The organism is Brevinematia bacterium, assembly GCA_039630355.1.
Lineage (GTDB): Bacteria > Spirochaetota > Brevinematia > DTOW01 > DTOW01 > SKYB106.
In genome coordinates this window covers 21,746-35,040 of record JBCNVF010000092.1, presented here as the reverse complement: position 1 = coordinate 35,040, position 13,295 = coordinate 21,746, and the positions used below count along the sequence as shown (strand labels likewise).

Genomic DNA, 13,295 nt, shown 5'->3' with positions numbered 1-13,295 from the left:
GTCTCTAATCTTTAATCTCAAATATTATGAAAGATATATCATCAACTTGGTATTGGTCTTCAGAAAATGACATAATGTCCTCAAGCAAGTATGACTTTATATCCTCTATATTTTCGTAGGATAGAAGTATTGCCTCTAATCTCTTTTCTCCGTATTCCATTTCGTCAGAGTTCTTTATGTCTGTGACACCGTCAGTGAATAGAAAGACTTTTTTATTTTTCTCTAGAATAATATCATCAATAATGATACTGTCTTCGCTTAGATCCATAAGACCTATGGGAGTATTATGAGCTCTCTTCTGTGTGATTTCCTCCTTTCCAAATAAATATAAAGGTTGATGTCCCATATTCACTACACTTATGCCTTTGGATCTTTTATCAACAACACATAGCACCATTGTGATGTATTTTTCGTAGTCAAAGTAGTCTATGATGATACTATTGAGTCTGACTATTGATTTTGCTAATGTTTCTTTTGTTATATTACTTTCAACTAAACTCTTGAAAAAGAAACTTATCATACTCGTTATTATGGATGCAGAGGTGCCTTTACCTGATACATCTGCTATGACTACTAGTGCTCGATCGTTATCTATATCCTTCACAAAGATATAGTCTCCTCCAGCGTTAAACGATGGTATTGATACAGCCTCGTAGTTTATGATCTCACTTGGATAGAGAGATTTATTTATTATCATATTTTGGAGTCTTCCCGTCTCTTTTGAGTCTTCTTCTATTATCTTAAGTAGGACGGAGTAAATTATATCAGGATTAGTTGCTCCATAAATATTTCCATTTATTGTTATGACTATTCGTTGTTTATTCTTTGAGATTTTCTGTATTATTGATCTGACTGGTTTATTAGCTTCAATTATGGAAAAGTTCCTCTGTAACTTACTTGCTATTCTGATTATAGGTTTGTTTCCATATATATGTTGACCAAATCTGGCAGATATTATGTTCAGTATATCTTTAGCTTCCATAACATTTATTATCTCATCATTATTGGTTGTTATTACAAACATTATTTCACTATCTTTCAGGAGAAGATTTACAACCTCATCGGTTACAACATTAGAGTCAACTACAACTGACTTCCTTGCAGCAAAACCTAGTAAATTGACAGGGAACTGTTTGTTAGGTTCGTATATCTTGTAATATTGTTCTTTTTTAGGTGTTTCTACCATTTTATACCTCCTACATTAGTATAGTCTCTATCATCTTCAATACATCTTTTATATGGACTATACCTATAGGCCTGAGAGATTCATTTGCAACTATCAAAGTTGATATACTGTGTGTTCTCATTATTCTTATTATTTCGGAAAGACTCGTATCCTCCGATATGTATAGTATCACTCTATTCTTTTTGGTGACATCTGCTACCTTCATATTGTGATGATCTGTATAATCAAGAAAAAACACCTTTAGCAAGTCAGTAGGAGATATTATATCTCTCATTTCACCATTTTCATCAACCACTACTATTGAGTGAACTTTCTTTCTCATTATCTTATCTATGGCAAGGAATAGGCTGAAGTCTTCTTTACATACGAAAAAGTCTGTTGTCATAATGTCTCTAGCTTTGATTGTATTCACATTTTTCGTAACTCTCATCTTGTTACCTCCCAAAACCAGTACTAAATTCTAGATATTAATCTGTAAATTTTGGAAAACTTTTTGTAAACAATTTGTAAAAATCTGCAGAGTTAGCTATGGATCTACATCTTAGAATGTTTTAACCAGAGCATCTAATCCTAACTCTTAGGATGGATCAAAGAATTCTAGGAACTTTTATCAATTTTTGTTTTTCTTGGCAAGGCTAGGGTTGAGATTGTGGGAATTTGTTGAGTATAATAGTTGTATGCGGAAAGGAAGCTGGGTTACAATTGGAATAGTATTGCTTAGTGGGTTTATGTTCTTCATTGGATACCAATTGGGACTTGTGAATACTCCACAGAAGGCTGTCAAGGATAGGGCTAAGGAGTTGTCTGATAGGAAAAAGAAGGACGAAGCTTTGAAAGTTTTGGAAATGGGAAGAAGGGAATTGCAACTTGTTATTGATGCGGTTGAATTGGATGTTTACAGAGCGGAGATTTACAAAAACCTTGCTAGACATTACTTTATGAGGGATATGTGGGGACTTGCAATTGAAAATGCCCAGAAGGCAATAGAATTTATACCTACTGATGCAAATTTGTATTTCATAATCGGTGTTTCTCTTTTTCAACTGTCAAAGGTTATAGAGGATAAGGATAAGGTTGAGGAATACGTTAATAGGGCTGAAGCAAATGTTGAAAAGGCTATAAGGATAAATCCGGACTATTTTGATGCGAGGTATTCACTTGCTATAATCAAGATAGAGAAAGGAGATTTTAAATCTGCTCTTGAACATCTTAATTACGTTTTAAATCTTGAGCCAAGAAACGTATCTGCACTTTTTGCAAGAGCGAGAGTCTATTACGAACTTGGAGAGCTTTTTAAGGCTAGGGATGATTACACTAAGCTTCTTGAAATTCTCCTACCAAATGATCCTAGGAGGAAAAAAGTCATAAAGAATATAGAAATAATTGATAGAGAGATATAGCTGTAGAATTTGAAATTATTTTTAGTTATCTTTTAATCATTTGTCAAGAGAGTTTTACTCTTACTTTGGAGGTATTATGGAGAGACTAGTGAAAGGTAAGCTTGTTTCAACATTTATAGAGGTTGATCCTGAGAGGTGTAAAGGTTGTCTTTTGTGTGTTTATGAATGTCCTGAAGGAGTTATAGATTCCAGTGGTAAGTTTAACTCAAAGGGGTGGATATATGTTGAAGCAACTTTAAATGAAAGGTGCACGGGGTGCAAGAGATGTGCTATTGTGTGTCCAGATTTAGCTATAAGAGTATACATTAAGGAAGAGAGTGTTGTTGGATCTTCTGCTTGAGGGGGAAATGATGAAACAGCTTCTTAAAGGGAATGAAGTTTTGGCAGAGGCAGCGATTTTAGCTGGGTGTAGGTACTACTTTGGTTATCCTATAACTCCTCAGAACGAAATAAGTGCTTACATGGCTAGAAGAATGAAAGAGGTTGGGGGGGTTTTTTTGCAAGCTGAGAGTGAGACTGCAGCGATCAATATGGTCTTTGGTGCTGCTGCTGCTGGTGTCAAAGCTATGACAACAACTTCATCTCCCGGCTTCAGTCTTATGCAAGAAGGGGTCTCCTACCTTGCTGCAGGGCATCTTCCTTGTGTTATTGCCAATGTTATGAGAGGAGGTCCTGGGTTAGGAAACATAGCTGGTGCTCAAGGGGATTATTTTCAGGCTGTGAAGGGAGGAGGACATGGAGACTACAGACTCATAGTTTTGACTCCTGCATATGTGCAAGAGATGATAGATCTGACTATTTTAGCATTTGAACTAGCTGATAAATACCTCATTCCTGTGCTCATCCTTGTTGATGGTATAGTCGGACAGATGGTTGAACCCGCAGAGTTTCCACAGAACTACACTCCCAAGGTCTACGAAAAACCTTGGGCTTTGACAGGTGCTAAAGGAAGACCTAGAAATGTTGTAAGAACCCTTTGGCTTGATGATACCGGTGTTGAAATTAATAATATGAAACTTCAGCAAAAATATGCAAGAATAAAAGCTGAATTTGTAATGTATGAAGAGTTTATGGTAGAAGATGCTGAGGTTATACTTGTTGCCTATGGTATACCTGCTAGAATATGTAAATCAGTTACGAAGAAGATGAGAGCTGAAGGATATAAGGTTGGAACTTTTAGGCTACAAAGTGTGTATCCCTTTCCAGAATACAGACTTATGGAGCTTGCTTTGCAAAGGCACCTTAGGGGGTTCTTAGTTGTTGAAATGAGTGCTGGACAGATGGTAGAGGATGTGAGACTTTCTGTGAAGGATTACAAACCTGTTAATTTCTACGGTAGAATGGGTGGAACTTTGCCCGAGGAAAAGAAAATTATGGAACATACTCTTGAGTTACTTAAAGCGTAGATTTTTTGGAGGGTAAAATGACGAAATTGATTTTTGATAAACCTAAATCCATGACCGATAACAAGCCTCACTATTGCCCAGGCTGTGGACATGGAATATTACACAGAGTCATTGCTGAGGTTATAGATGAGCTTGATATAAGAGAAAGGGTGATTGGGATAGCACCTGTTGGGTGTGCAGTAAGTGCTTATGACTATTGGGATATTGATATGTGTGAAGCTGCACACGGCAGAGTTGCTGCAGTTGCAACGGGGATAAAGAGAGCAAGACCAGAGCTAATAGTGTTTGGATATCAAGGAGATGGTGACCTTGCAGCTATTGGTCTTGCAGAAACATTACATGCTGCCAATAGAGGAGAAAATATTACCATTATATTCGTCAATAATGCTACCTATGGGATGACAGGTTGACAAATGGCACCTACTACAATCCCAGGACAGGTTACGAAAACTTCACCATATGGAAGAAATCCGGATACTGAAGGTTACCCTATGAGAATAGCAGAAATGATAGCTATGCTCGAAGCACCCGTATATGTTGAAAGAACTGCCATCACCTCAGCTAAGACAATCAATGCAACAAAACAAGCGGTAAAAAAGGCCTTCAGGTTGCAAATAGAGGGAAAAGGTTATACTTTTGTTGAAGTTCTTAGTCCTTGTCCTAATGAGTGGTATCTTTCTCCAGTTGAAGCAAATAAGTGGATTGAGAAGGAAATGATAAAATACTTTCCGTTAGGAGTGTTTAAAGATAAATACGGAAAATTAGGTTAATCTTCAAATAGTTGCGTGCTTAAGTATTTCATACCACTATCTGGTAGAATCACAACTATGTTTTTATCCGAAGGAAGTTCTTTGGATTTTTTGATTGCAACATAAAGCAATGATGCTGCACTCATTCCAACAAGTAACCCTTCCTTTTTAGCAACTTCTCTAGCAACTTCATAGGTTTTCGGAACTTCTTCGTTTTCTATCTCTACTATCTCATCAAAACACTCAGGTCTGAAAAGTTGGGTAGGATTTGGTTCGTTTGGATTTCTCATACCTTGGATTTTCACCCCCAACTTAGGCATAACACCAATAATCTTTATGCCTTGGTTAAACTCCTTAAGCCTCATAGAAACACCTACTCCTGTACCTGCAGTGCCTATCCCCACTACCACCATATCTACTTTACCATCCATCTGCTCAATTATTTCCTTACCTGTTGTCTGATAGTGGGCTAAAATGTTTGCAGGATCTTTAAATTGATCCAGATCTACATATTTATCAGGGTATTTCTCTAGAAGTTCCCTCTTTAGCTCTACCGCACCACCTGTTCCTTTATCACCAGGAGATAGAATTAAATTTGCACCATAAGCTTTTATTATTTTCCTCCTCTCAATACTTACAGATTCGGGCATAACTATGTCTATCTTATAACCTTTAAAAGCTGCAATCATCGCAAGTCCTATCCCAGTGTTCCCTGAGGTTGCTTCTATTATTGTCTTGTTCCTATCAAGCTTTCCTGAAACTTCAGCATACTCAATTAGGTACAATGCAAGTCTATCTTTCACAGAACCTCCTATGTTATACCACTCAAGCTTGGCAAATATTTTTCCACCCTGCGATATCTTATCCATCCTAAGAATAGGTGTCTTACCTATAAGATCTTTTATGGAGTTGGCAACAGTCATTCTCTCCTCCTGTTGCATTTTTGATAAAAGATTTTATTTGGAAATATTTTACTTTTTCAACTTTTTCAAAAATGCAATTCAATAAACTCTAAAGCTCATTTTGATCAATATCTTAACGCAGATTCCAACTTTATCTCATCCTAAGGTTCCTAACAGAATCAGGAGGCAGTATAGGACTAACTATGAAGATGTTTTCAACAAGATTATTGTTTGGCAGATCATCGTTTAGCAATTTATTAAAGTTTCTACCGTTGATAACAACCATTGTCTAGATAAGGTCTCCAGTTTTTGTTAAAATGCTCATACATTCCTTATAGAAACTGTGAGAAGGGATAGGAGTTTTTCAGGAGGAATTATTTCAGGTAGTCTTTTTCTTGGAAAAAGATTTCCGTAAGGACTATTTTTTTGTTTTGAATATCAACAGATTTCACATATCTTTTTGTAAATGGTATAATATAATCTAGAAATTCTAGGAAGTAATTTTTGCCATCTGTGAGAATTCTTTTTAGGGGAGCTATCTCCTTTTCTGTGCTGTCGTATATTCTGCAATCTTCAAGATCGGCTATGTAGAATTGGTTTTCCTTGAGCTTTGGTAAGTTTTTGTAGTGGGTAAAAAGTAGTTTGCCTTTAAGATGATCAATAAGTTTTGGGTTAAAATTTTCAACTTTATAGATCAGATGATTAGGTCCAATAGATTCAACATATAGGTCTATTTTCTTAAAACCTGTTAAGGTTTTGATGTAGTATTCGTTAAGTTTCAATAATTCTTCAACTGTATCAAGTAGTGATTCAACTTTTATCTTGTTTTCAAGCTTAAATCTACCTATAATTCTGCCTACCTCAACGTATCTATCTTCCATTTTACAATTTTCAATGTAAATTGAGTTAGAAGTGCAACTTAGCTACAAAGGATGTTTGAAGCGGAGGGTGGTTTTTGATTAAAATACTACTGCAAGGGGGTTGCTATGAAGGAAAAAGAGAAAAAAGAATTTAATTTCAACCAAGTGAAAGAAGAATTAAAAAACCATTTTGAAGAAAGTATTAGTGTGTATAAGGGTGAATTAAAAAAAATAAGAACGGGAAGAGCGAATACTCTTATTCTTGAAGATGTGAAGGTAGACTACTATAATAGCTTAACTCCTTTAAAGCAGATAGCCACTCTTTCTGTTAGTGATCCTTCTACCGTGGTTATATCTCCTTGGGACAAAAGTGTGATAAAGAATATTGAGAAGGCTTTATTAGTTTCCAATCTTGGGCTTGGTATTACTGTTGATGGGGTTAATATAAGGGTGAGTTTTCCACCATTGACGGAGGAAAGGAAGAAAGAAATGATTAAATTTCTGCACACAAAAGCGGAAGAAATAAAGGTTGCTATCAGAAATGTTAGGCATAAGTATTTAAAAATTGTTAGGGAAGCGAAAGAATCTGCGCACATTAGTGAGGATCTAGAGAGAAGATTTGAGCAGGAGATAGATAAACTTACTCATGAATATATAGAGAAAGTTGATTCCTTAACAAAAGTTAAGGAAAAGGAGATTATGGAAGTTTAGGGAAATGGATTTTGAACATCTTGTTAGTAAGATTGATAGAAATAATTTACCAACTCATGTTGGAATAATAATGGATGGTAATGGCAGGTGGGCCGAAGCTAGGGGACTGCCTAGAGTGGAAGGACATAAGGAAGGATTGAAGGCATTGGAGAGGATATTGGAATTTAACAGGTATCTGAGAATTCCATACATAACTGTATATGCTTTTTCTAGGGAAAATTGGCAGAGAAGCAGAGAAGAAGTGGATTTTCTTATGTCTATGGCACTTAAGGTTGTCAAAGAGAAAATAAAGGAGTTTAAGGAAAAGAGTGTTAGATTTTTGCATTTGGGTGAGAAGGAGGGTATTCCGGAAGAACTTGCGGAAATGATAGAGGTGCTTGAGAATGAAACTAAGGAAGGGAGCCTTTACACTCTGTGCAGTGCTTTTAATTATAGTGGTAGGTGGGAGATAGTGACGGCAATTAAGGGGATTTTAGAAGCTTTTGAAAAGGGGGAGATAACTAAGGAAAGTATTGATGAGACGGTGGTATCAAGGTATATCTATCATCCAGAAGTTCCGGATGTTGACCTTATTATACGAACTAGCGCCGAACAAAGGATAAGCAATTTCATGCTTTGGAGATCTGCCTATTCTGAGTTTTATTTTACCAAGACACTTTGGCCTGATTTCAGACCCGAAGATCTAGTTGAGGCTATAAAAGATTATCAATCTAGAGAGAGAAGGTTTGGTAGAATTACTAAGAGGTAGAGCTTTATGGGCAGAAGACCTCTAAAGCCGCGGATCCCGAAAAGGTTTATTGTAGGTGTAACTGGTAGAATGCTTTCAGGGAAAAATACTGTCTGTAGGATTCTTGAAGGAAGGGGATTTAGGGTTATTGATGTTGATAGAGTTGGTCATAGGGTATTAGAAATAAGGAAAGACGAAATACTTAGAATGATAAGCAAGGATATATTGGATGATAGCGGGAGAATTGACAGAAAGAAGTTAGCAAGTATTGTTTTTTCTGACCCTATGAAGCTACAGCTTCTGAATAAACTTACACACGGTACTATAAAGGAACTTGTAAGATTGGAGATTGAGAAGGATGGTTTTTATTGCATCAATGCTGCACTACTTTTTGAGATAGGACTTAACGAATTTTGTAACCTTATAGTTTATGTTGAGTCAGATGAGAACAAAATAGTGGAAAGGGCAAGACTTAGAGGTTTTGAAGAGAATGAAGTTTTAAAGCGAATAAGTTTTCAGAAAAAACTTTCTGATGTTGAGGATATGGTTGATATCGTAATCTATAACAACTCCACCATTGGTGATCTTGAGAGAGAAGTTGAAGAGAAAATATTCTCCATAGTAAAAATATGAACCGGTTGCTATGAAGTTTAAGGATCTGACGAGATTGTTGAAACAATTTGATTATGTAGTAGGTATAGATGAAGTAGGAAGGGGATGTATTGCTGGACCTATGCTTGTTTGTGCTGTTATTGTTGATCCTTCAATTGTGATTGAAGGTGTCAAAGATTCTAAGCTACTCTCTCCTGGAAAGAGAGAAAAGTTATTGCCTGAAATAACAAAAAGAGTGTATGACATCGGAGTAGGATTTGTATCAAATAAAGAAATAGATAGTTTTGGAATAGGGATAGCTCTCAGAATTGCAATACTTAAATCCCTGATTAATTTGAAGTTCTTACCAAGGCTAATAATCACAGATTATGTTGACATAAAGAGTAAAAGGTTTGAGGATTTTCTTTTAGCAAGAATTCTGCCGAAAGAGGTGTTGGGAAAATACTTGGATATTTATAGTAAATTGAAAAAATTTGATGGTAAGGTATCTGAAGATGGTTTTTCGTATTACTTGCCGATAAAGAAGGCAGATAGATATGTTCATGCTAATTCTATTGCTTCCGTTGTAGCTAAGGTTCTGAGGGATAGGTATATGAGACATGTGTCCGTAAACTATCCAGAATATAGACTTGATAAGAATAAAGGATATTGCACTAGGGACCACACTTTCGCTATAAAGAAATACGGATTTTCCGAAATTCACAGAACTTCTTTCGTTTTGAAGAAATTGGGAAACTCACGGGAACTGTTTGAGGATATTCAAAAAGTTAGCTAAACTGCGAGGAATTTGAGGAATAGCAAAACTTAATTTAGCTTGGAGTAAGATGGATTATTGCAATTATCAGGAAAGTTTAAAGCAACTTACCTAATGAAGATTGAAACTCGTTGGCTCCGTATAAACGGATTTGTAATTACGGTCAGGCTATTTTTAAAATGTTTCCAGAGGATATTATGGTATCTGTTGCTGTTGATGTTATGGGGGCTGAAAGAGGGATAAGGGAAGCAGTCAAGGGGTGTATAAAGTCAGCTCTTCATAAGGATGTTCATGTTGTTATGGTAGGTAAGGAGTCTTTGATAAAAGAAGCTCTTAGTAATTATTCTAAGAGGATACTGAAGAAGTCAAAATTTGATATAGTAAATGCTTCCGAAGTCATAGAGATGACAGATGAGCCATTTAGCGCAAGTAGGAAGAAAAAGAATTCATCAATATTAGTTGCTCTAGATTTATTGGAAAAAGGTAAAGTATCAGCGTTTTTTTCACCGGGAAATACAGGGGCGGTGGTTGTAAGTTCGGTGTTGAAACTTGGTAGAATAGAGGGGGTTTCAAAACCTGCATTAGCTACTGTTATTCCTTCAATATATGGTTTCAGAGTTTTGTTAGATGTAGGTGCTAGTGTTGAACTTAGTGCCAAGGATTACGTAGTATTTGGTATTATGGGGAAAGTCTTTGTTGAGAATGTTTTGAGAACTTATCGGCCGAAGGTAGGTTTACTGAATATAGGGGAGGAGGAATACAAGGGAACGGAGGTTGTTAGAAAGGCAAGAGTTCTTATGCAGGAAAAGTTAGGAGAATCTTTTATCGGTAATGTTGAGGGAAATGATATCTTCCTAGGGGATGTTGATGTAATAGTAACCGATGGATTTACAGGAAACATTGTGCTAAAATCTTCCGAGGGAGCTAGTAAGGCTCTGTCAAAACTTATGAAACAAGAGATTATGTCAAAGTGGTATGGCTTTATACTTGGTGCTTTTATAAAGATAGCACTGAGGAAATTCAGAAAGAGAACGGATGTTAGTGAGTATGGTGCTGCTGCGTTACTAGGTGTGAATGGAAGTGTGTTTGTAGGACACGGTGCTTCCAATGCGAAAAGTATAAAAAGCGGTATACTTTACTCTGCTTCAATTTCAAGACTAAACCTTCAAGAAAAAATTCAGAGAATTATAAAGGAGTTCGGAGAGATTTAGAGATGTATGAGAGTTTTAGGTTAAGGTTAATAGTTTTAATTATTTTTTCATTTATACTTTGCCCAGCGTTTGGAGATGAGGTAGTGGGAAGCAGGAAAATAGTGATAGAGGAATCAGTAACAACCTTTTCACCAGTGTACACTTATGAATTTCTACTGGGACCTAATCAGACTCCTTATACATTATCACGAGGAATGTTTATGATAGACTTCCTTGTGTATTCCCAAGGAAGTTTAACTACAAAGCTGTACGTAGGATTATGGGATTTCTTAACTATAGGGATAAGCGAGGATATGCAGGGAGTAATTGGTAACTCCGAGGTCTTTTTGGGAATACCATTGGTTACATTAAAACTTAACATTCTGAATGAGTTAAATGGTTTTTCGCTTTCAGTTGCTATTGATAACTATTCTTGTGGAACATCTGGAAAAGCCTTTTCTCCAGATTACTATAGCAAGGTCCTATATGGCATACATATTCCAATGGCTGTGAGGTATAAATCTTTGTTTAACTCATACTCTGATATTGTTTTTGGAGTCAAGTTTCCTTTATTACCTGTTGGAGATGTTTCTTTTAAAAATACCTCACTCTTTCTATCCTCATACTTGAAAGTCTCCGACATGTTGACCATATCTTTTGGGATAGATAACTTATTTTTGTCTGCAGAACGGTTGACAAATTCATCTGTTTTTGCACAGATAAAGCTTTCACCTACAAGAGCCTTAGGTGTTTCGCTACTCTTAAACAATTCTTTTTTACCTTACTTTGAGAGAATGGTGAGAATAGAATACTTAGGAAATTTATTTTAAGCTTAGTTTTTATAACCATTTTAACTTGTTAATTTGTAAGAAACACTCTCTTGAATTCATCCAGCAGTTTCTTATGTTCCATTTCATATTTTTCTAGGTTTTCAACATCTTTACCAAACTCACTGAAAAAATACACCTTGACCTTTGGTTCTGTACCCGAAGGTCTAACTATGAATCTATTGTTACCTTCAAGGTTAATTATTATCACACTTGATGGGGGTAGATCGGTTTTAAACTCCTCTTTTGTTCCTTTTTCGAAATCTTCAATTACCTTATTCTTCAGGTCTATTCTAGACAATACCCTAAGTCCTGCAAATGTTTCTATTTTTTCTCTTTTCACTTTTTCAATTATATCGCTTATCTTCTTTGCTCCATCTACTCCTTCAAACTCAAGAGACAACAGACTCTCTATGTGGATTCCATATCTTCTGAAGATATCCATCAAGTAATCTTTTAAATTTCTTCCATTCCTTGTAAGATCTTCTGTCATAAGTGCTAGAATACAGGTTGATATTACAGAGTCTTTATCTCTAACGTCATCTCCATAGAGATACCCTATGCTTTCTTCGCATCCAAATATAAATCTTCTTTTACCTTCAAATTGTCTTATTTTCTCACCTATATACTTAAACCCTGTTAGTGTAAAGAAAGTTTCTATGCCGAAGCTACTGGCAATCTTTCTGATGAGATCTGTGGTTACGATTGTTGTTACAACAAATCCATTTTCCGGAAGAGCACCTTTTTGGAGAAGTTTTGATAGAATCCAGTCTAGCATCATTGATGCAAGTTGATTACCAGAGAAAAGAGTTATCTCGCCGTTTACATTTATGCCAGCTCTCACCCTATCTGCATCTGGATCGCTAGCAAAAAATACACTAGAGTTAGTTCTTTTAGATAGTTCTATAACTCTTGAAAAAGAGCTATCGTCTTCTGGGTTTGGTGAAGGAACTGCAGAGAAAGTTCCATCTGTTGTGCATTCCTCATCAACGAGAAAAATATTTTCAAATCCTAGGTGTTTTAGAGCGTCAATTGTTAGGTTGAGTGAAGTTCCGTGTAGAGGTGTATATGCTATTCTTATATTTTTCCTAACACTTGTATCTTCAACTTCATAAAGTTCGCTTAGATTTACCTTCAAAACTTTGAGATAAGCTTCCTTGATATCCTCTAAAACTTCCCTAAACAACGGAGAGTTTTTTAGTTCTTCCTCCGAAATTGTCTCTATTTCTTTTGAAGATGTTATTTTATAGACCTCTTCAATAATCCCCTTATCATGAGGAGAAACTACCTGTGAACCGTCATCCCAGTATACCTTATAACCATTGTAATCTGGAGGATTGTGGGAAGCTGTTATTATAATTCCTCCAGATGCTCTTAGATACCTTATGGCAAACGATATAAATGGGGTTGGCATTGGAATCTTCAGAAAATAGCAATTTATGCCATTTGCTACAATAACTCTTGCGGATTCCATTGCAAATGAAAGAGAATTTTTCCTCGTATCGTACCCTATTACACAAGAAAGGGGTTTGTTGATGACAACTTTTTTCAGGTAATTAGCAAATCCTTGAGTTGCTATTCTCACAGTGTATTTATTCATTCCGTTAGGTCCTATCACCATCTTGCCTCTCATTCCCCCCGTTCCAAATTCAAGTCTCTTGCAAAACCTTTCCTCAAGCTCATCAAATTTTTTGCCCTCTATAAGTGAAATTACTTCTCTCCTAATCTCTTCTCCAAACTCTTCTATCCACAAAGTTATGTTTTCTTTCGCTTTATCAGATATAGGTAGTTTCCTTAGTTCTTCCATTACTACCTCCATGACTGTGAAAAATTATCAATTTACTCGGACTTTTCTTTCAAAGTTGTGCTGAGGTAGTCAATAAGTTCCAATTAGCAATTAGGTATAACTTTTCTTTTACTTCTCCTGCGATCCCTGTCAAGATTGAGTAAATACTTTTCTTGATAGTGCCT

Annotated in this window: 15 protein-coding genes and 1 pseudogene; 10 read left to right on the top strand and 6 right to left on the bottom strand. The window is 36.1% G+C overall.

Annotated elements, in window-relative coordinates:
• Positions 1-4: 4 nt before the first annotated feature.
• The gene (locus ABDH28_06175) at positions 5-1,186 is read right to left on the bottom strand and encodes a SpoIIE family protein phosphatase (protein MEN2998602.1); all 1,182 of its coding nucleotides are present in this window, start codon (positions 1,184-1,186) and stop codon (positions 5-7) included.
• A gap of 10 nt (positions 1,187-1,196) precedes the next feature.
• Complete coding sequence (locus tag ABDH28_06170) at positions 1,197-1,616, bottom strand: CBS domain-containing protein (GenBank protein ID MEN2998601.1); 420 nt, start codon at positions 1,614-1,616, stop codon at positions 1,197-1,199.
• A 247-nt stretch (positions 1,617-1,863) separates the two neighbouring features.
• Here ABDH28_06170 and ABDH28_06165 point away from each other — a divergent pair, with 247 nt between their 5' ends.
• The 4 genes and pseudogenes from ABDH28_06165 to ABDH28_06150 all read left to right on the top strand — a co-directional run bounded on the left by ABDH28_06165 (position 1,864) and on the right by ABDH28_06150 (position 4,762).
• Positions 1,864-2,586 (top strand): tetratricopeptide repeat protein, encoded by a 723-nt coding sequence (locus ABDH28_06165; protein ID MEN2998600.1) that lies wholly within the window; start codon positions 1,864-1,866, stop codon positions 2,584-2,586.
• A gap of 76 nt (positions 2,587-2,662) precedes the next feature.
• A complete protein-coding gene (locus ABDH28_06160; GenBank protein MEN2998599.1) occupies positions 2,663-2,926 on the top strand; it encodes a 4Fe-4S binding protein in 264 nt (87 codons plus the stop codon).
• 7 nt (positions 2,927-2,933) lie between these two features.
• A complete protein-coding gene (gene vorB / locus ABDH28_06155) occupies positions 2,934-3,992 on the top strand; it encodes a 3-methyl-2-oxobutanoate dehydrogenase subunit VorB (GenBank protein MEN2998598.1) in 1,059 nt (352 codons plus the stop codon).
• A gap of 17 nt (positions 3,993-4,009) precedes the next feature.
• Positions 4,010-4,762 (top strand): annotated as a pseudogene (locus ABDH28_06150) (thiamine pyrophosphate-dependent enzyme).
• Here ABDH28_06150 and ABDH28_06145 read toward each other — a convergent pair.
• The 3 genes from ABDH28_06145 to rimM all read right to left on the bottom strand — a co-directional run bounded on the left by ABDH28_06145 (position 4,759) and on the right by rimM (position 6,524).
• Complete coding sequence (locus tag ABDH28_06145) at positions 4,759-5,664, bottom strand: PLP-dependent cysteine synthase family protein (GenBank protein MEN2998597.1); 906 nt, start codon at positions 5,662-5,664, stop codon at positions 4,759-4,761. The pseudogene ABDH28_06150 and the gene ABDH28_06145 sit on opposite strands and share 4 nt — an antisense overlap.
• Before the next feature lie 130 nt (positions 5,665-5,794).
• Complete coding sequence (locus ABDH28_06140; protein ID MEN2998596.1) at positions 5,795-5,929, bottom strand: hypothetical protein; 135 nt, start codon at positions 5,927-5,929, stop codon at positions 5,795-5,797.
• Positions 5,930-6,017: 88 nt separating this feature from the next.
• Positions 6,018-6,524, bottom strand: a complete 507-nt coding sequence (gene rimM / locus ABDH28_06135; protein ID MEN2998595.1) for a ribosome maturation factor RimM — start codon at positions 6,522-6,524, stop codon at positions 6,018-6,020.
• A gap of 105 nt (positions 6,525-6,629) precedes the next feature.
• Here rimM and frr point away from each other — a divergent pair, with 105 nt between their 5' ends.
• From frr to ABDH28_06105, 6 genes are all read left to right on the top strand, one after another.
• Positions 6,630-7,214 (top strand): ribosome recycling factor, encoded by a 585-nt coding sequence (frr, locus tag ABDH28_06130; GenBank protein MEN2998594.1) that lies wholly within the window; start codon positions 6,630-6,632, stop codon positions 7,212-7,214.
• A 4-nt stretch (positions 7,215-7,218) separates the two neighbouring features.
• The gene (gene uppS / locus ABDH28_06125) at positions 7,219-7,962 is read left to right on the top strand and encodes a polyprenyl diphosphate synthase (GenBank protein MEN2998593.1); all 744 of its coding nucleotides are present in this window, start codon (positions 7,219-7,221) and stop codon (positions 7,960-7,962) included.
• 6 nt (positions 7,963-7,968) lie between these two features.
• The gene (coaE, locus tag ABDH28_06120; protein ID MEN2998592.1) at positions 7,969-8,574 is read left to right on the top strand and encodes a dephospho-CoA kinase; all 606 of its coding nucleotides are present in this window, start codon (positions 7,969-7,971) and stop codon (positions 8,572-8,574) included.
• 10 nt (positions 8,575-8,584) lie between these two features.
• Positions 8,585-9,328, top strand: coding sequence for a ribonuclease HII (locus ABDH28_06115; protein ID MEN2998591.1), 744 nt, complete (start codon positions 8,585-8,587; stop codon positions 9,326-9,328).
• A gap of 176 nt (positions 9,329-9,504) precedes the next feature.
• The gene (gene plsX / locus ABDH28_06110; protein ID MEN2998590.1) at positions 9,505-10,518 is read left to right on the top strand and encodes a phosphate acyltransferase PlsX; all 1,014 of its coding nucleotides are present in this window, start codon (positions 9,505-9,507) and stop codon (positions 10,516-10,518) included.
• A gap of 2 nt (positions 10,519-10,520) precedes the next feature.
• On the top strand, positions 10,521-11,327 hold the full coding sequence (locus ABDH28_06105; protein MEN2998589.1) for a hypothetical protein: 807 nt from the start codon (positions 10,521-10,523) through the stop codon (positions 11,325-11,327).
• Positions 11,328-11,355: 28 nt separating this feature from the next.
• Here the strand turns inward: ABDH28_06105 and ABDH28_06100 are convergent, their stop codons facing one another.
• Positions 11,356-13,131 carry a phospho-sugar mutase gene (locus tag ABDH28_06100; GenBank protein ID MEN2998588.1) on the bottom strand — a complete coding sequence of 592 codons (1,776 nt, stop codon included), beginning with the start codon at positions 13,129-13,131 and terminating at the stop codon, positions 11,356-11,358.
• Between the last annotated feature and the right edge of the window lie 164 nt (positions 13,132-13,295).